Here is a 16,712-nt window from a genome sequence, read left to right as displayed (position 1 = left end):
GCTCACTCGACCTGTACCAGCTTGTCCAGCCCGGCGCGCCGCAGCACGCCCATCACCGTGACCAGCTCTTGCAGGCTCGCCTCACCGCGTGCGCGCAAGATCACCGTGTCCTTGGGCGAGGTCATCAGCGGCGCAAGCTGACCTGCCAGCGCGTCGAGCGGCACCGCAACCCCGTTGAGCCGGACGCCTTCGGGGGTGACATCGACCAGCCGGGGCGGGCCTTGATAAGCGCCGCCCGGACCGCCCGCCTGTTGCAGCGGCACCTGCATATCGACGCCAAAACGCGAGGCCAGCATGAAGAAGACCAGCAACAGGAACACCACGTCGATCATCGGCGTGAGCGAGATCCTGCGGGGGCGGCGTTGCGGGGCGATCTGCATCGGGCTCAGGCCGCTTTTGCCGGGTCAGGCTGGGGGATCGGGCTTTGACCCACGGGCTGCAAGATCCGGGTCGCGGCGTCTTCCATCTCCAGCCGCAACCGGTCGGTGACGCTTTCAAACCAGCTCAGCGCGATCGAGGCCGGGATTGCGACCGCCATGCCCGCAGCCGTCGTCAAAAGCGCCTCCCAGATCCCGCCTGCGAGCATCGCGGGATCGGCCCGCGCGCCGGCCTCTTGCAGCGTCTGGAAGGCCGAGATCATGCCCAGAACGGTGCCCAGCAGGCCCAGCAGCGGCGCGATGGTTGCGATCAGCTCCAGCGGGCGCAGCCCGGCCCGCGCGCGGGTCAGCAGATGGGTCGCCACGCGCAGGGTTTCCTCCTGAGCGGTGGATTTGTCGAAGCGCTCATCGGCCACAGCCGTCATGCAGGCCCGCGCCAGCCGCGCCCGGATCGTGTGGCGGTCGCGCAGCTCGGCGCGCGCGGCCTCGGCATCTCCGGCCTGCCAATAGGCCACGGCGCGGCGCACATGCGGCCCGCCATTCCACGCCCCAAGGCTCAGCAGATCCCAGATCTTCCACAGCACCAGCGCAAGCCCCGCCACCGACAAAAGCGCAATCGCCCAGATCGAGGGGCCACCGCTTGCCAGAAAGGTCTGCGCCGAGGAGAGCGCCTGCGAAATGCCAGATAGAGCCATGAGCGAAGATCCCGAAATCATCCCGTGGGCCAAGGCGCAAAGCCCAGCCATTGTGCCCGTGCTATGGGGAGTGGCTGCAAAAATCAATCTTTCCGGCAGGGGGCGCGAGCGTGCCCGCCTTGGGTGCGACATTTTGTCAAGCGGGCCGAAACCGCGCCTCACGCGGCTTTCCCCGTTTCGTGATCCGTGCAACATCGACGCCCATGCGGATCTCGATTGCCTGGCCCTTCATCATGATCCTGGCTGTGCTCGTTGCACAGGCCAGCGTGATTTCGGCCGCTCGGATGGCGCCGGACCGGCAAGAGGCCGCGTGGGAGGCCTATGTGCTCGCCCATGCCACAACGGGCGACGATCTGTGTGGTGCAGGCCATAAGGGGCCGCATCACTGCCCGTTTTGCCACAGCTTGCCCGAGGCTCCGCATTGCGCCCATGACGCGCCGGTGCAGCGCCTTGTGCCCGCGATCGGCTGGCGGCAGCGCGCCGATCTGCACAGGCGCGCGCAGGGCCGCAATATCAACCACTCCCCAAGGGCACCCCCTCTGATTGCCTGACGGCCCGCGCGCCGTCTCAGCCGTCATCGATCCGGCCTGCGGGCCGGGTTTGCCTATTTTCGCCACCTCGTAAGGGGCTGGCTTCTCAGGAGTGGCTTCATGGCCAATATACCCCAATCCCCAACGCAGACCTCAGCCCGCGCCGCGCTCTATCGCGCGGTTTGGCGCTGGCATTTCGTGGCCGGACTTTTCGTCTTGCCTTTCGTGCTTATCCTCGCCGTCACGGGCGGGATTTATCTCTTCAAGGATGAGATCAACAACACCGCCTATCACAAGCTGCGCTTTGTCGCGCCCGAAGGCAGCGCGCAGCTTGCCTCGCAGATCACAGGGGCGGCGCTCGAAGCCTATCCCGGCAAGCTCGTGTCTTACGCGCCTGCGCCGGCACCCGATCGCAGCGCCGAGGTCGATATTCTCGGGGCCGATGGGCTCAAGGACACGATTTACGTCAACCCCTATACGGGCAAGGTACTGGGCCATCTTTGGGATGGTGGCGCGGCGGGCAGCCCTGCGATGTATGTGGTGCGCAAGCTGCATTCGCTCGAATATGTCGGCTGGTTCGGCAATCGGCTGATCGAGGCCGCCGCAGGCTGGCTGGTGCTTCTGGTGGGCAGCGGGATTTACCTCTGGTGGCCGCGCGGGCGCAAGCTGGGGACGTGGCGCGTCAAGGCCGCGAAGGGGCGGCCATGGTGGCGAGATTTGCACGCAGTGACAGGTATTTACGTGGCGTTCTTCATCGTCTTTCTGGCGATGACCGGTCTGCCGTGGTCCGCGGTCTGGGGTGGTAAGTTCTATCAATATGCCTATGCGCTGGGGCTTGGCATGCCCGATGGCTACTGGTCGAAGATCCCGGTCTCAAAAGAGCCGGTCTCGGAGGCGGTCGACCGTGCGCCGTGGATCATGGAGCACCAGCCCGTGCCGCTCTCGCAAAGCGCGCCGGGCGTGCCGCAAACGCTTGATGCAGTCGTGGCAAAAGTGGAGCAGTTGGGCCTCGTTGCGGGCTATGCGATCTCGATGCCCAAGGGGCCGACGGGGGTGTTCACGGCCTCTGTTTATCCCGATGACATCAGCAATGAGCGGGTGATCCATCTCGATCAATATAGCGGCAAGGTGCTTTATGATGCGGGGCTCGCGGATCTCGGGACGCTGGGCCGTTGGGCCGAATGGGGGATCTCGGTGCATATGGGGCAGGAATTTGGGCTGATGAACCAGATCGTCCTGCTGATCGCCTGTCTCGCAATGATCCTGCTGAGCGTGTCGGGCGCGATGATGTGGTGGAAGCGCCGCCCGAGCCGCGCGCTTGGCGTACCGCCTTTGCCTGCGGATGGGCGGATCGCACGTGGGTTGCTGGTGCTGGCCGTGGCGGCGGGCATCTTCTTTCCGATGGTCGGGCTGTCGATGCTGGTGCTGGTCGCGGTCGAGCTTGCAGCCTTTGCCTGGGCGCGCAGGCCCCGGATCGCGTGAGGCACCGCGCCCCCCGGTCGATTGCTGATCGGGGGGCGTCTTTGCGTTATTGTACCGGTGCGGGTGCGGGGGCTGGAACCGCCGTGACCGGCTGCGCGCTTGGGGCCTGAGGGGTGGCCGGACGGTCCGAGATCCGCCAGATCTCGTAGGTTTTGCCGCGATAGGGCACCTGCCAATGCGCCGCCCATCCGGGATCGAAGCGATCGCTGCGCGCGATCACCACGCCATCGGGATGCGCCTTGGCCCAAGCGGGCAAGGCTGCGGCGTCGATCTCGCTCACCGGTTGGGTCATGCGGCCCGCGAAGTTGAACTCCGCATTGTAGCTGTGCCCCGCAAAGGCGATGCCCTTGCCCTCAAAGGGTTCGATGATCTCGCTGATCGCGTGGGCCGAGAAGCCGCGATGGGCATGCGACAGGCCGATCGCGAGGTTGAGGATCGTGATCATCCCAAGCCCGAGGATCAGCGCGCCCACGATCCCCGAACGCAGCAGCGCCCACCAGATCAGCGCGGCGAGCGCGAGGGCGGCGGCCAGCGGCACCGCCCGCGGGGTAAGCAGGTCAGCCCCCTCCGCAGGCGAGATGAGCCCGGCCCCTGCGATCAGCGCCACCAAGGCGAGAATGCCCGGAATGATCGCGGCGATTCCAAGCGAGACCGGGCTGTTGCGCAGCAGCCGCTGTGCCAGCAGCGCCATCGCGGGCAGCTCGGGCACAAGGTAATGCGGCTGTTTGCCCGAGATGAGCGAAAAGATCACGAAGGCCGTCGCGCCCCAGACCGCAAGCAGGCGCAGCGCCGGATCGTCAAGCGCGCCGCGCAGCCGGGTCCAGAACTGCGGCACCAACAGCCACGGGAACATGAGCACCGGCAAAAGCGGCAGATACCACCAGAAGGGGCGTGCATGGGCAAAGCTCGACGCGATCCGGCCCGCGCTTTGGGTCCAGAAGATCTCGTGCCGATAGGCCGGGCCGCCGAGGATCGCCGCCGGAATGAGCCACAGCGCGAGCAGACCAAGCGCCACGGCCAGACCAAGGCCGACCCCGCGTATCGTCTCGCGCAGGCCGGGGCGGCTTGGATGCCACAGGCCCACGGCCAGAGCGGCGGGCATGAGATGCAGCAAGATCACCGGCCCCTTGGCCATCACACCCAGCCCGAGCGCCACGCCGAACCACAGCCAGCCCGCGCGCTTGCCCTCTCCGGTATGGGTCAGCGCGATCAACCCGCCCAGAGTGCAGGATGTAAGCAGCATGTCGAACATCGTGAGCGCGCCGTTGATCTCGAAGAACGGCATCGCGATCAGCGCGAGCATCGCGCGCGGTGCCGCGCCCGTATCATCAGGCCAGAGCCGCGTGGCCAGCTTGCCGGTCAGCGCCACCACCAGCAGCGCGATTGCAGGCCCCACAAGACGGCCCAGAAAATCCGACACGCCCCCGATGGCCCAAGCGACATTGATCAGCCAGAACAAAAGCGGCGGCTTGTCGGTGTAGAGCTCGAAATTCTTGGTCGGGACGAACCAGTTATGGTTGAGATGCATCTCCCAAGCGACGGCAAGATAGCGGGTCTCGTCAATCGGCAGCAGCGGGCGCAGCAGCAGGCCCGCGATCTGGGCTGCGACAAAGCAAGCGATCGCGATCAGCACAAGCTGCCAGAGGCGTTTATCGGTGGCAGGCCATGCAGGCGCTGGGGCCGTGTTCGCGCTGCGGGCAAAAAAGCGGGTCATCGGTCGGCCTCGCCTTTGTGCATGTATCCGGGCGCTGCAAAAACTGCATCTCCGATCAACTCGTTAAACCACTGACTCTTGTCTTGCATGACCTACCCTCGTTATCTGTGGGGCTTGTGTCACGCGATGCTTACGAAAACCTGACGAAGCGCGCAGGTCCTGACGCAGAACGGAGCGACCCCGGCATGCGGCTTTTACTGATCGAGGATGAAGCAGACCTCGCCTCGGCGGTGGGGGCGCATCTGCGCGCGCAGGGCCATGCGGTCGATCTTGCGCCCGATCTGGAAATGGCGCGGATTTCAACTCGGATGGCGGAGTTTGACCTGATCTTGCTCGATCTCGGGCTGCCCGATGGCAACGGGTTGGATTTTCTGCGCGAACTGCGCCAGTCGGGCCACCGCACGCCGGTTTTGATCACCACCGCGCGCGATCAGATCATGGAGCGCATCGCGGGGCTTGAGGCGGGGGCGGATGATTACCTGCTCAAACCCTATGATCTGGGCGAGCTGGTGGCGCGGGTCACGGCGATCCATCGGCGCGCTGAGGGTCTGGCCGAGACCGACCGCCGCTTTGGCGCTCTGCGGATCGTGCCACAGACTCGCGCGGTTTATCTGGAGGACGCGCAGGTTCATCTGACGCGCAAGGAATGGGCGGTGCTGGAGCGGCTGAGCCGTCGCGCCGATGTGACGGTGAGCCGCGAGCAGCTGGAAGGCGCGCTCTACGCCTTTGACGACGAGATCGCGAGCAATGCGCTTGAGGCCCATATCAGCCGTTTGCGCGCAAAGCTCGGGCGCGCTGCCATCGAGACCGAGCGTGGCTTTGGTTACCGGATGGGGCGGGCATGAGATTGCGCGCGCCGCCGTCGCTCGCCCGTCGCTTCGCCGTGCTGGTGAGCCTTGCACTTTTTGGGGTCTGGGCGCTGTCGGTTCTTGCGATGGGGATCGTTCTGCAAGGCGAGGAGACCGAGTTCTACGACGAGCATCTTGCGGCTTCCGCGCGCGCCTTTCTGTCCGTGGTCGATGTGCCGGACGATGCGGATCTGCTTGCGCCGCCCGGCGCTGCGGCCCCGGATGAGCCAACCAATCCGAATACGGAGGTGATCTACCGGCTGGTGGATCGCTCGGGCCGGGTGCTGTCGGTGTCGGAGGGGGCCGAGCACGCGCAGTTTCCCGCGCAGCTTCGGCCAGCCAGCTTTCAGCGCACCGCGACGCATATGGTCTACACCTCGGGTTTCAATGATCGTGGCCATGCGGTGCAATTTGCCGATCCGCTGGTCGAGCGCCGCGAGGCGTGGCGCGAGAGTTTCCTGGCCTTCATGCTGCCAATGTTGATGATCCTGCCGCTCGGCTTTCTGGCGATGCGCTGGGTCACTGGCTTGGCGCTGCGCCCACTCGATGCGGTGCGCGCCGAGATGGCCGCGCGCGATGCGCAGGATCTGACGCCGATTGAGCCGCAGACCCGCCCCGTCGAGCTGGCCGATATGATCGCTACGCTCAACGGGTTCATGGGGCGGCTCTCGCAGGCGCTGGATGGCGAGCGCGCCTTTGCCTCCAATGCCGCGCATGAATTGCGCACGCCGGTGGCGGTGGCGCTTGCGCAGGTGCAGCGGTTGGAGACAGAGGCGCGCTCGCAAAGTGAGCGCGACAGTCTGCACGCGGTGCATACGGCGCTTTTGCGGATGTCGCGGCTGGTGGCGCGGCTGTTGCAACTGGCGCGCGCCGATGCCGGGATCGGGCCTGCGGCCGCTCCCGTCGATCTGACCCGCGTGCTGCCCCATGTGCTGCACGAGATCGAGGCCGAGGCGCGGGCTCGGCTGCACACAGAGCTGCCCGAGACGCCGCTACTGGTGGCGCTGGATGCGGATGCATTCGCGATTATCGCGGGCAATCTGATCGAAAACGCCTTGCAGCATAGCCCGCCCCTCAGCCCCGTCACGCTCCGCCTGTCGGCGCAAGAGGGGCTGGTGGTGCGCAATGAGGGCGCGCCGCTCGCACTGGAGACGCTGGCCAAGCTCACATCGCGATTTGCGCGACGCGACAGTGGCGGGTTTGGTCTGGGTCTGCATATCGCCTCGCAGATTGCGCGGCAGGCGGGCATGGCGCTGGAGATCCGCTCGCCTGTGCCGGGACGCGACAGTGGCATCGAGGCGCGGCTCCGTCTGCCCTGAGACCCGGCGCTTATCTGACCCGGATTGCCTGAGAATAGCTCAGCCCGGGATGGGCGCTTTGCGCATGGGCGGGCAGAAGTGCTGCCTCCCGGCGCGCGGGCAGGGGGCCGGTGCCGCCCAACACGCCCAGCCCGTCGAGATATTCGGGCAGACGGCCCGACAGGATCAGGCTGACATTGATCGGCAGGTCCGATTTGAGCCCCCGCGCGAGCCCGTAGACCACGGTGGTGCAATTGGCCGAGATCGTGTTGTAAAATTCCGGGCGCGCCTCAAGCCGCTGGGCCAGTGTCACATAGGACATGAACATCGTCCGGCGTTGCTCAGGATTGAGGGTGACCGGATACATCCGCACCTGCTCGGCACGGTAATCGGTGCGCAGGCGGACGATGTCGCGCTCGGTCGCGCCGATCAGCACCAGCTCGAACTGGCGAAAGAAACCGCCGATTTCGCTGAACTTTTCACCCTTTTCGCGGCGGATCTCGACCGAGAAGACGACATGCTCGCCGGTGGTGAAGCCGAAACTTACCAGCAAATGCGCGATATTGGGATTATCCCAGACCGAGGTCAGCATCTCGACACTGCTCAACTGATCCAGATCGTAGCGTTCGGTGATCCAGCGCTGCGTGGCGCGGTCCTTGGTATGCCAGTCGAAATCGCGCAGATTGGCCAGCGTCACCTTGTTGCCGTCGACCTGTGCGTGCAGCCCGTGGGCAACATCATCGGCCCAGATCCGATCAGCGCGCGGGGTGATCGTCTGATACCACCCGGCCACTGCTACCCCCGCAATCGCCAGCATCACCCAGCCCAGACGCCTGCGCCGAGTGCGGGCCACAGCGATGGCTACCATGCCGAGCGCCAGCAGCGCGAGACCGAGAAATCGCATGCCGCCTGCGGTGTTGAGCCAGAGCGCAGTGGCCGACCATGCCCCGCCCGCAAGCAGGAGAAGGGCAAATATCACGTGAAAGGAGATTTTGGAAAAGCGGCGCATAGCAAAACCTTTGAGGACAAGCCGAAGGGGAAAGGCAGGGGCCGCACGGCGCGCAGCCCCTGAAAAGAGCGTGGATCAGTTGGTGTCCTTGGCGGAAACTTCCGCCAGCATACGCTCGGTGCGGGCATCTTCGAGCTTGTTATAAAGCCGGTCGCCTTCTTCGCGGTCGCGCAGAGCCTTGGTGATTGCGGCGGTGGTATAGACCAGCATCAAGGCCGACATCGCGTAATAGCCTTTCGCGGTGAAGCTGGCCTGAAGCGACCAGATGCCGCCCGCCATCATCAGAACGGCGATGCCGAACATGAAATAGGTGAAGGTGTTCCAGGCTTTCGAGACTTTCGGGGTGTAGGTCGTCATGAGGGTTCTCCTAAAATAAGGGCGCAGGGCCGTAATTGGTTTTGGCGTCTCCCGCCGCGATCATCGCGGCGCAGTAGGGCCGGGTGTTGACGGGTTCGTGGCGAGATCAGGTCACGCTCGCGTTACTGCGACTGGGCGCGCAATCGTGCCAGCACATCGGCTGCATCGCGGCGCAGGGGGGCGCCGCAACCCGCGGCGGCAAGCCGGGCACAGGTCGCCTCGGCGCTGGAGCCTGCATTGATCTCGACCATCGCGATCTCGACCTCTTCGGCATGGGATTGGCGCGATTGCAGCCGGGTGAGGGTGGCCTCGGCCTCCTTGAGGCTGGCCATCACGCCATCGGGCATCGTGCCGCGCAGCTTTTGCGTGCGGTTGGCGGCATCCGCGATCTGCTTGCCGCGTTGCAGGCAGCGCAGGCGTTGCTCTGCGAGGCTGACCTGTTCGCGCAGCTTGGCGATCTCGCGGTCGTAATGGGCAAGTGAGCTTTGGCTGGCGCTGCGTTCGGCCTCCAGCTCGGCAATCGCCGAGGCCGCCTCGACCGCCAGATCCTCGCGCTCCTTACGGATCGCCTCCAAGGCGCGGGCTTCGAGATCGGCCAGTTGCGTCTCCAGCCGGAGCGCGGATTTGCGCTCGCGTTCGGCATAGGCCATCACAACCGCCACAGCGCGTTTCGACTTCTCCAGGCCATCTGCGGCATCACGCAATTGTTGGCGCAGGATCGACAGGGCGTTTGCGTCGCCAAAGGCCTCTGCCGCGTCATGGCTCCGGCCGCGAATTAGGGTCGTCATCATCTTGAACATTGGGCTCTCCTTCGTTATGAACGATGTTCATGAGCTCTGTATGCGGCAACTGTGAACGTCGTTCAAGATAAAAATGAACACCGTTCAAGAAATAGTTTGGTGAAAGATGGGAAACACTCGCGATGAGAAGCGCGCGGCACTCCGCAGCCGGTTGATCGAAGCGGCGGAGGATCAGATCGCCCGCCACGGGATTGGCGGGCTGAAGGCGCGGGCGGTCACGACGCAGGCGGGCTGTGCGCTTGGCGCGCTCTATACGGCCTTCGAGGATCTCGACATGCTGATCTTGCATGTGAATGCGCGCACGCTGGAGCGGCTCGGCTCTGCGCTCAAATCGGCGCTGGGGGAGGGGCAGGGCACGCCTGCACAGGCGTTGCAGGCCATGGCGCGGGCCTATGTCGATTTCGCCTGTGCCAATCGCGCGCTCTGGATTGCGCTGTTCGAGCACCGTTTGCCCGAGGGGGTCGAGACGCCCGATTGGCACAAGCAAGACCATGCGGTGCTGATCGAGGTGCTGATCGGTCCGCTTTCGCAGCTGCGCCCCGATCTCGCGCAGGAGGCGCTGGTGCTGCGCGCGCGTACGACCTTTGCGGCGGTTCATGGCGTGGTGCTCTTGGCGCTTCAGGGGCGGTTTGTCGGCGTGCCGATGGCGCAGCTGCACGCAGAGGTCGCAGCGCTCGTCGAGACGATGACGCGCGGCTCAGAACGCGGACAAGCGGAGACGGCGCGTTGATTGGCTGTGGCATGTGAGGGACGTGGATTGCGGCAGGCAAATCTGCGCGGTTCACTAAAATACTGATATTTATAGTCAAAATATTGTGATCGGCAACTGATTGCTGATCGGTGCCAGCATTGTTAGCGTCCGGGCCAATCGTTGAGCGATAGGTTTGCGTGCAGGTAGACGGGTCGTCAGCTACGGCATTGGATCAACGAGGTGCAGGGCTTTGACCCCGCCGACCAAATGCTGCGCACTCCGCGCGCCCCTGAGGGGGTGTGAGTTATAAATCGCCGACATCAACAGTTGAGAGGAATTTACATGCGCAAGTTTACACTTCTGGCGGCAGCCGGTGCGACCGCTATGGTCACCGGCTTTGTCGCGCAAACCGGGACCGCGCGCGCCGCAGATCAATGCGGTGACGTCTCGATCGCGCAAATGAACTGGGCGGCGGCGGAAGTTGCCACCAATATCGCGAAATTCATTCTCGATCAGGGTTATGGCTGTAAAACCAGCCTTGTGAAATCTGACACCATCCCCGCGATCACCTCGATTGCCGAGAATGGGCGCCCCGATGTGGTCACCAACCTGTGGCTGAACTCGGCGGGCGACGCTTACAAAAAGCTCGAAAAAGAAGGCAAGATCAAGCGCGTCGCCAAGACGCTTGAGCCGGGCGGCGTCGAGGGCTGGTGGATCCCCACCTATCTCGCCAAAGAGCATCCCGAACTAACCACGATCAAAGGCGTGATGGAGCATCCTGAATGGGTCGGTAACCGCTTCAACAACTGTCCCGATGGCTGGGGCTGCCGCGTTGTCAGCGACAACCTGATCAAGGCGCTCGATCTTGAGAGCTCGGGCATCAAGGTCTTCAATCACGGCTCGGGCCAGACGCTGGCCTCCTCGATCGGGTCGGCCTTTGCCGATAAAAAACCGTGGTTTGGCTATTACTGGGGTCCGACCGTTGTCATGGGCAACTATGACATGACCCGCGTCAAACTGGGCGATTACGACAAGGCCAAGTTCGACAACCTGCAAAACAAAGGTGCCAAGGATCCGCAGGTTTCCGACTTCCCGGCCGCTCCGGTGCTGACCGCGGTGACCACGAAATTCGCCAAGGATCATCCGACCGAGACCGAGTTCTTCTCCAAGATGAGCTTCAAGACCGACACCATGTCGCAGCTTCTCGCTTGGCAGGACAAGAATAAGGCATCGGCTGAGCAAACGGCAGTGTATTTCCTCCAGACCTATCCTGACACCTGGAAAACCTGGCTGTCGCCGGAAGCCTCGAAGAAGCTTTCCAAGCTTATTGGCGGATAATCCGCTGCGCGTCTGACGCGCATAGTTTCGGACGGGGTCGATTGGCGGCCCCGTCCTTTTTCGATCACGCATGCAACCAGGATAGGCGGGACCGCCTGCGCGGCCCGAAGACAGAATGGCAGCTTACGAGACTCTTTTTAACGCCGTTGGCCTGAAGGATTGGTGCGCCGGAGGTGGCGGCGGTGGCACCAACATGATGTCGATGGCCGATCTCATTGCGAAGGCCGATGGCACCAGCACGCAGGGCCCGACCCTGTGGAACTGGCCCTTTCCCTCGCTTGATGTGTTGCACAAGGCCTGTGCGGCGATCCCGCCCTCGCGCGATGTGACCCAAGGTATCGAGACCGGCTTTCTCGCGATCCGGGGCGGTTTGCGCGACGTCGTCGATCCGCTGACCCAGCCGCTGAGCTGGGCGCTCAATGACATGCTCTGGATCATGACCAACACGCCGTGGTGGCTCATGGTGCCGATCTTGATGCTGATCACCTGGTTTGTGACGCGTTCGTGGCGTCTGGTGGTGTTCGTGCTGATCTCGATCGCGCTTCTGGCCTTCATCAACCACTACACTGCAGCGATGGAGACGCTGGCGATCATCTTTGTCTGCGCCTTCATATGTGTGCTCTTCGGGGTGCCCATAGGCATTGCGATGTCGCGCAGTGACCGGTTGCAGCGCATCGTGATCCCGATCCTCGACATGCTGCAGACGCTGCCGCCCTTTGTCTATCTGATCCCGCTGATCTTCCTGTTCTCGGTGACCGAGCCCAAGCTCTATGGCATTGCGATCATCCTCTACGCCATCGTTCCGGTGGTGCGTCTGACCGATCTCGGGATCCGGCTGGTCGATCCCGACGTGATCGAGGCTGCGGATGCCTTTGGGATGACGAAGCGGCAAAAGCTGTTTGGGGTGCAGATCCCGCTGGCGCTGCCCAACATCATGGCAGGTGTGAACCAGACGATCATGATGAGCCTTGCGATGGTGGTGATCGCCTCGCTGGTTTCGGCCCCGGGCCTTGGTGTGCTCGTGCTGCGCGGCATTCGCTCGCTGGAACTGGGCGTTGGTCTCGTTGCGGGCTTTGGCATCGTGTTGCTCGCGATCTTGCTGGACCGCGTGACGAAAGCGTCGCTCGCACGCATCGACACCAGCAAGAGCCGGAAGTGAGGAGACAGGCATGACCAAGAATATCAAGGTTTCAATTCGTCACCTCTACAAGATCTTCGGGTCCGATCCGCTGACGGCGCTCAAAGACGTCGAGGCGGGCATGGGCAAGCCGGAATTGCTGGAGACGCATAACCACGTGCTCGGGCTCAACGATATCAATGTCGATATGCGAGAGGGCGAGATCACTGTCATCATGGGGCTTTCGGGCTCTGGTAAATCGACGCTGATCCGTCACCTCAACCGGCTGATCGAGCCCACCGCGGGCGAGGTCTGGGTGAATGGTGAGAACATCCTCGGCTATAACGAGGCGCAGCTGCGCAAGCTGCGGCGCGAGAATATGTCGATGGTGTTTCAGAAATTCGCCCTTCTGCCGCATCGCACCGTGGCCGAGAATACCGCGATGGCGCTGGCCACGCGGGGCATCGGACCTTCGGAATACAAATCCGAAGCCGAGAAATGGCTCGCGCGTGTGGGGCTTGGCGGCTACGGCGATCACCACCCGCATCAATTGTCGGGCGGTATGCAGCAGCGTGTGGGGATTGCCCGGGCGCTGGCGTCGAACTCCGACATCATGCTGATGGATGAGGCCTTCTCGGCGCTCGACCCGCTGATCCGCACCGATATGCAAGATCTGCTGCTTGAGCTGCAGGCCGAGCTGCACAAGACCATCATCTTCATCACCCACGATCTCGACGAGGCGCTCAAGCTCGCCGACCATCTGGTGATCCTCAACGATGGTCGCGTGGTGCAGCAAGGCGAGCCGCAGGAAATCCTGCTCAATCCGGCCGATCCCTACATTGAGGACTTCGTGGCCGACATCAATCGCGCGCGTGTTCTGCGGGTGCGCTCGGTGATGGAGAAGGGCGCGCCCCAAGAGGAAATGTCGGGCGATATAGATCTTAACGACAACCTCGAGAGCGTGATTGCCAAGTCGCAAGGCGCGCTGGATCGTCGCTACCGCGTGATGCGCGATGGCGAGCCGGTGGGCAGTCTCTCGATGCCCTCGATCATGCGCGCGCTGGTGCCCGCACAGGCCTCGGGCGAGACCGCCAAGCGCTAAGCGGGCCGCTTCAGGATCACGAACGACGCCGGTTGGGGAGATCCCGACCGGCGTTTTTTTGCTGTAGATGATGTGGGTGAGATGTTGCAGTGGATTCGGTGCGCAATGATCGGTTGGAGGCCGCATCGATGGTTGCTTGCTGAGGAAGCCCCCTTGGCTGACCGCAGCCAGATGAATGCTGGATTTGAATGAAACTGGTAGTTCACTATCCTCTCGTCGTTTTAATCCCGATCCTGGATTCCCTTCTCTTGTTTTATGGTCGCTTCCCTCTCAGAGCAGAGGCCAATCAGATTTCGAACGAATGGTTGAGCCTGGCACTGTCCGCAAACGAGCAAGATAGGGATGCTGCCTTTGCAGCCGATACGATCGCAACCATCTCCCGAGCATATCTTCGGGCGCTGGTGGTGGAGCATCGGGTGGGCTTGAACGGCTCTTGGCTCCGCATCCGCTCATACAAAAGGCTGGCCCGAGCGGCGTCTTTTCATTCGGGGCCGGGCCAGCGGGTGATCCGGGTTGGGGCAGACGGGCAGGGTGCTCTGGTGGAGCGTAGGGCTCGGCTTGGTGTTGGATTTGTGCGCCGATCGGCGTAAATTGGCTGTCATGCAAGATCCGTTTTCTTCCGTTTTCCCTCTGCGCCCGGGGCGTGTGCATGAAGTCTATGGTGCTGGTGCCATGGCTTTTTCCGCGATGGCGGCGGCGGCCGCGTCGGGTCCTGTCTTGTGGATTCGCGAGAGCTGGCAGGAGGGCGGGCTTCACCCGGTGGGCTTTGCGCAGTTCCTTGATCCCGCGCGGGTGCTGCTGGCGCGGAGCGCGCATCAGATCGACAGTCTTGCCGTGGCCGAGGAGGCCTTGCGCGATGGGGTCGTGCCATGCGTCTTGATCGAGGTCACACGCCCGCTCAACCTGCGCGAGGGGCGGCGGCTGCAACTGGCCGCCAAGGCGGGCCGCGCGACGGGGCTGTGTCTGATCCCCGAGGGGATGGGCTCCAATGCCGCCGAGACCCGCTGGCATGCCCGTCCGAAATTCGATCCCGAGAGCGAAGACTCGACTCTGATGTGCTGGGAGATTAAAAAGAACAAATCGGGAACGATTGGGGCCTGGGATGTTCGATGGTCACACCAAGCGCGTCGTGTGCATGTGGTTTCCCCGGTTCGCCTCGGACCGGGTTCTCAGGACGCGCTCGGTTGAGGCGGGGTTTGCGCTCACGCTGAGCGAGCAGAACACCGAGCGGCTTTACTGTCTGAGCCCACAGGCCGAGGCGCTTGGCCTGCATCGTGGCATGAGCCTTGCCGATGCCCGCGCCTTTTGCCCGAGTTTGATCACCCAGCCCGCGCGCCCCGATCTTGATGCGCGGTTCTTGCGCGTCTTGCGGCGGTGGGCGCTGCGCTATTGCCCCTGGGTCGGGCTGGAGGGGCCGGACGGGCTGGTGCTCGACATCACAGGCTCGGCCCATCTGCTGGGCGGGGAGGCGGCGCTTTTGAAGGATATGCGCGCCCGGCTTGTGCGCGCGGGGATCTCGGTGCGGCTTGGGCTGGGCGATACGCGCGGGGCGGCTTGGGCCTATGCGCATTTCGGCGAGGATAAAGCGCTGAGCGATCTGCCGGTCGCCGCCCTGCGGCTGGAGGAGGCGACGGTGACCGCGCTGCAACGGCTGGGTCTCAGGACAATCGGCGATCTGACGCGCGCCGCGCGGGCGCCTCTGGCCCGCCGGTTCGGGCCGGGGCTGCTGCGCCGTCTCGATCAGGCGCGGGGGGATATGCCCGAAGCCATCAACCCCGAGCCCGAGCCGCCGCATTACGCGACCCGTCTGACCTTGCCCGAGCCGATCGGTCTTTTGCCCGATGTGATGGCCGCCACCGCCCGCCTGCTGGAGCCGCTTTGCTGCAAGCTCAAGCAGCATGAGGCGGGCGCGCGCAAGCTGGTGTTGAGCGTGCAGCGTGTCAATCAGGGCAGCCAGCAGGTGGAGCTGCGGCTGGCCAGTGCGATGCGCGAAGCCGCGCGCATCCTGCCCTTGTTCGAGCGCGGGCTGGCCACGGTGGATGCGGGGTTTGGCATCGACGTGATGCGGCTTGAGGCCGTTCTGGTCGAACCCTTGCCGGTGGCCCAGCTTGGCGCGCCTCGGGCGCCTGCCCAAACCGCGACAGCCTCCGAGCAGTTGAACGATCTGATCACCCGGATCGGGACGCGGATCGGGCTGGAGAATGTCCAGCGCTTCCTGCCCGCCGACAGCCATATCCCCGAGCGCAGTTTCCTGATTGCCCCGGCGGCTTTCAGCACGCCGCAAGGGGGCTGGGCGTGCCATCGTCCGCGCCCGCTGCATCTCTTCGCGCCCGAGCCGATCCTCGCGCGGGGGGGCACGCCGCCCAGTGCTTTTCGTTGGCGGGGTATGGCGTTGCGCACGGGACGCGCGACCGGGCCTGAGCGCATCGCGCCAGAATGGTGGCTGGAGGAAGAGAGCTGGCGCTCGGGGCTGCGCGATTACTGGGTGCTCGACACCCGCGAGGGCCGCAGGCTTTGGGTATTTTTCACGCCGCAATCTCCGGGCTGGTTCGTACATGGAGAGTTCGCATGAGCTATGCCGAGCTGTGCGTGACCTCGAATTTCACCTTTCTGACCGGGGCCTCGCATCCTGAAGAGCTGATGTTGCGCGCAGCCGAGCTGGGTCTGCCCGCGATTGCGATCACCGACCGCAACACGCTTGCGGGCGTGGTGCGGGCCTATAGCGCGTTGAAAACCCTGCGATCCGAGGCAACAGAGGCGTTGCGGATCCGCTCGAGCACGCAGGTTGACGGTGCCTCGCGCCTGCCTGTCGGCACACCGCGCGATCTGCCCTGTCCCACGGGGCGGACGCTGCCCCGGCTGATCGTGGGCACCCGGCTGGTCTTGCGCGATTGTCCGGTCGAATGGCTGGCGCTGCCCACCGATCTGGCCGCCTATCAGCGGCTCTCGCGGCTGCTGACGCTGGGCAAGCGGCGCGCGGGCAAGGCAGAGTGCCATCTGGATCTGCAGGATCTGCAGCAGGGCTGTCAGGGGATGATCCTGATTGCCGTGCCCTGCGCCGATCTGACCCGGAACTTCGCGCCGATCCAGCGGTTGGCGCGGCGCTATCCGGGCTCGGTCTTTGTGGGGGCGGCCCCGCGCTATGACGGCTCGGATCAGGCGTGGTTTCGGGCCTGTGCGGCGCTGGCCTTGCGGACCAGCGCGCCGATGGTGGCCATTGGCGATGTGCTGATGCATCACGGCGCGCGCCGCAAACTGGCCGATGTGCTCAGCTGTCTGCGTGCGGGGATCACCATCGACCAGATCGGCACGCGGGCCTTGCCCAATGCGGAGCGGCGGCTCAAGCCCGCCGCC

General features: G+C 64.2%; 17 protein-coding genes. 11 read left to right on the top strand and 6 right to left on the bottom strand.

Annotation, left to right across the window (positions count from 1 at the left end):
• Positions 1 to 2 precede the first annotated feature (2 nt).
• Both DL1_RS15705 and DL1_RS15700 read right to left on the bottom strand, forming a co-directional pair.
• Positions 3 to 380 (bottom strand): ExbD/TolR family protein, encoded by a 378-nt coding sequence (locus tag DL1_RS15705; RefSeq protein ID WP_038068137.1) that lies wholly within the window; start codon positions 378 to 380, stop codon positions 3 to 5.
• 5 nt (positions 381 to 385) lie between these two features.
• Positions 386 to 1,072 carry a MotA/TolQ/ExbB proton channel family protein gene (locus DL1_RS15700; RefSeq protein ID WP_245739645.1) on the bottom strand — a complete coding sequence of 229 codons (687 nt, stop codon included), beginning with the start codon at positions 1,070 to 1,072 and terminating at the stop codon, positions 386 to 388.
• A 179-nt stretch (positions 1,073 to 1,251) separates the two neighbouring features.
• Here DL1_RS15700 and DL1_RS15695 point away from each other — a divergent pair, with 179 nt between their 5' ends.
• Positions 1,252 to 1,623, top strand: coding sequence for a hypothetical protein (locus tag DL1_RS15695; protein WP_143081729.1), 372 nt, complete (start codon positions 1,252 to 1,254; stop codon positions 1,621 to 1,623).
• Positions 1,624 to 1,722: 99 nt separating this feature from the next.
• Positions 1,723 to 3,084, top strand: a complete 1,362-nt coding sequence (locus DL1_RS15690) for a PepSY-associated TM helix domain-containing protein (protein WP_177195344.1) — start codon at positions 1,723 to 1,725, stop codon at positions 3,082 to 3,084.
• 46 nt (positions 3,085 to 3,130) lie between these two features.
• On the opposite strand, the gene DL1_RS15685 is transcribed toward DL1_RS15690, so the two are convergent.
• On the bottom strand, positions 3,131 to 4,798 hold the full coding sequence (locus DL1_RS15685) for an ArnT family glycosyltransferase (protein WP_051693618.1): 1,668 nt from the start codon (positions 4,796 to 4,798) through the stop codon (positions 3,131 to 3,133).
• A 185-nt stretch (positions 4,799 to 4,983) separates the two neighbouring features.
• On the opposite strand from DL1_RS15685, the gene DL1_RS15680 reads away from it, so the two are divergent.
• Together DL1_RS15680 and DL1_RS15675 are read left to right on the top strand one after the other, a co-directional pair.
• On the top strand, positions 4,984 to 5,643 hold the full coding sequence (locus DL1_RS15680) for a response regulator (protein WP_038068130.1): 660 nt from the start codon (positions 4,984 to 4,986) through the stop codon (positions 5,641 to 5,643).
• Positions 5,640 to 6,965: a sensor histidine kinase gene (locus tag DL1_RS15675; RefSeq protein ID WP_081856366.1), complete on the top strand. Its 1,326-nt coding sequence runs from the start codon at positions 5,640 to 5,642 to the stop codon at positions 6,963 to 6,965. The genes DL1_RS15680 and DL1_RS15675 overlap by 4 nt, the downstream gene beginning before the upstream one ends.
• A 10-nt stretch (positions 6,966 to 6,975) precedes the next feature.
• On the opposite strand, the gene DL1_RS15670 is transcribed toward DL1_RS15675, so the two are convergent.
• The 3 genes from DL1_RS15670 to DL1_RS15660 all read right to left on the bottom strand — a co-directional run bounded on the left by DL1_RS15670 (position 6,976) and on the right by DL1_RS15660 (position 9,110).
• Entirely contained in the window at positions 6,976 to 7,953 is a 978-nt protein-coding gene (locus DL1_RS15670; protein WP_038068128.1) for an Lnb N-terminal periplasmic domain-containing protein, read from the bottom strand.
• Between the two features lie 75 nt (positions 7,954 to 8,028).
• A complete protein-coding gene (locus tag DL1_RS15665; RefSeq protein ID WP_038068126.1) occupies positions 8,029 to 8,310 on the bottom strand; it encodes a YiaA/YiaB family inner membrane protein in 282 nt (93 codons plus the stop codon).
• Positions 8,311 to 8,432: 122 nt separating this feature from the next.
• Positions 8,433 to 9,110 carry a PspA/IM30 family protein gene (locus DL1_RS15660; RefSeq protein ID WP_038068124.1) on the bottom strand — a complete coding sequence of 226 codons (678 nt, stop codon included), beginning with the start codon at positions 9,108 to 9,110 and terminating at the stop codon, positions 8,433 to 8,435.
• Between the two features lie 106 nt (positions 9,111 to 9,216).
• Between DL1_RS15660 and DL1_RS15655 the strand changes: the two genes are divergently transcribed.
• The 7 genes from DL1_RS15655 to DL1_RS15620 form a co-directional block, all read left to right on the top strand.
• Complete coding sequence (locus tag DL1_RS15655; RefSeq protein ID WP_038068122.1) at positions 9,217 to 9,840, top strand: TetR/AcrR family transcriptional regulator; 624 nt, start codon at positions 9,217 to 9,219, stop codon at positions 9,838 to 9,840.
• A gap of 303 nt (positions 9,841 to 10,143) precedes the next feature.
• Positions 10,144 to 11,139, top strand: coding sequence for an ABC transporter substrate-binding protein (locus tag DL1_RS15650; RefSeq protein WP_038068121.1), 996 nt, complete (start codon positions 10,144 to 10,146; stop codon positions 11,137 to 11,139).
• Positions 11,140 to 11,254: 115 nt separating this feature from the next.
• Entirely contained in the window at positions 11,255 to 12,298 is a 1,044-nt protein-coding gene (locus DL1_RS15645; RefSeq protein ID WP_038068119.1) for an ABC transporter permease, read from the top strand.
• 10 nt (positions 12,299 to 12,308) lie between these two features.
• The gene (locus DL1_RS15640; protein ID WP_038068117.1) at positions 12,309 to 13,358 is read left to right on the top strand and encodes a quaternary amine ABC transporter ATP-binding protein; all 1,050 of its coding nucleotides are present in this window, start codon (positions 12,309 to 12,311) and stop codon (positions 13,356 to 13,358) included.
• A gap of 672 nt (positions 13,359 to 14,030) precedes the next feature.
• Positions 14,031 to 14,546, top strand: coding sequence for an ImuA family protein (locus DL1_RS15630; RefSeq protein ID WP_245739643.1), 516 nt, complete (start codon positions 14,031 to 14,033; stop codon positions 14,544 to 14,546).
• A complete protein-coding gene (locus DL1_RS15625) occupies positions 14,461 to 15,930 on the top strand; it encodes a Y-family DNA polymerase (RefSeq protein WP_038068111.1) in 1,470 nt (489 codons plus the stop codon). Before DL1_RS15630 ends, DL1_RS15625 begins: the two co-directional genes overlap by 86 nt.
• On the top strand, positions 15,927 to 16,712 hold a 786-nt coding region (locus tag DL1_RS15620), incomplete at its 3' end, for a PHP domain-containing protein (RefSeq protein ID WP_038068109.1). The genes DL1_RS15625 and DL1_RS15620, both read left to right, overlap by 4 nt.

The sequence above is a fragment of the Thioclava dalianensis genome (assembly GCF_000715505.1).
In the GTDB taxonomy this organism is placed as follows: domain Bacteria; phylum Pseudomonadota; class Alphaproteobacteria; order Rhodobacterales; family Rhodobacteraceae; genus Thioclava; species Thioclava dalianensis.
The sequence above is the reverse complement of the archived record's forward strand: the minus strand, read 5'-3'. Positions and strand labels throughout refer to the sequence as shown.

Bases quoted from the DNA above. Each gene is read 5' to 3' on its own strand.
- DL1_RS15705 (WP_038068137.1), bottom strand. From the start codon at position 380: ATGCAGATCGCCCCGCAACGCCGCCCCCGCAGGATCTCGCTCACGCCG.
- DL1_RS15700 (WP_245739645.1), bottom strand. From the start codon at position 1,072: ATGGCTCTATCTGGCATTTCGCAGGCGCTCTCCTCGGCGCAGACCTTT.
- DL1_RS15690 (WP_177195344.1), top strand. From the start codon at position 1,723: ATGGCCAATATACCCCAATCCCCAACGCAGACCTCAGCCCGCGCCGCG.
- DL1_RS15685 (WP_051693618.1), bottom strand. From the start codon at position 4,798: ATGACCCGCTTTTTTGCCCGCAGCGCGAACACGGCCCCAGCGCCTGCA.
- DL1_RS15680 (WP_038068130.1), top strand. From the start codon at position 4,984: ATGCGGCTTTTACTGATCGAGGATGAAGCAGACCTCGCCTCGGCGGTG.
- DL1_RS15675 (WP_081856366.1), top strand. From the start codon at position 5,640: ATGAGATTGCGCGCGCCGCCGTCGCTCGCCCGTCGCTTCGCCGTGCTG.
- DL1_RS15670 (WP_038068128.1), bottom strand. From the start codon at position 7,953: ATGCGCCGCTTTTCCAAAATCTCCTTTCACGTGATATTTGCCCTTCTC.
- DL1_RS15665 (WP_038068126.1), bottom strand. From the start codon at position 8,310: ATGACGACCTACACCCCGAAAGTCTCGAAAGCCTGGAACACCTTCACC.
- DL1_RS15660 (WP_038068124.1), bottom strand. From the start codon at position 9,110: ATGTTCAAGATGATGACGACCCTAATTCGCGGCCGGAGCCATGACGCG.
- DL1_RS15655 (WP_038068122.1), top strand. From the start codon at position 9,217: ATGGGAAACACTCGCGATGAGAAGCGCGCGGCACTCCGCAGCCGGTTG.
- DL1_RS15650 (WP_038068121.1), top strand. From the start codon at position 10,144: ATGCGCAAGTTTACACTTCTGGCGGCAGCCGGTGCGACCGCTATGGTC.
- DL1_RS15645 (WP_038068119.1), top strand. From the start codon at position 11,255: ATGGCAGCTTACGAGACTCTTTTTAACGCCGTTGGCCTGAAGGATTGG.
- DL1_RS15640 (WP_038068117.1), top strand. From the start codon at position 12,309: ATGACCAAGAATATCAAGGTTTCAATTCGTCACCTCTACAAGATCTTC.
- DL1_RS15630 (WP_245739643.1), top strand. From the start codon at position 14,031: ATGGCTTTTTCCGCGATGGCGGCGGCGGCCGCGTCGGGTCCTGTCTTG.
- DL1_RS15625 (WP_038068111.1), top strand. From the start codon at position 14,461: ATGTTCGATGGTCACACCAAGCGCGTCGTGTGCATGTGGTTTCCCCGG.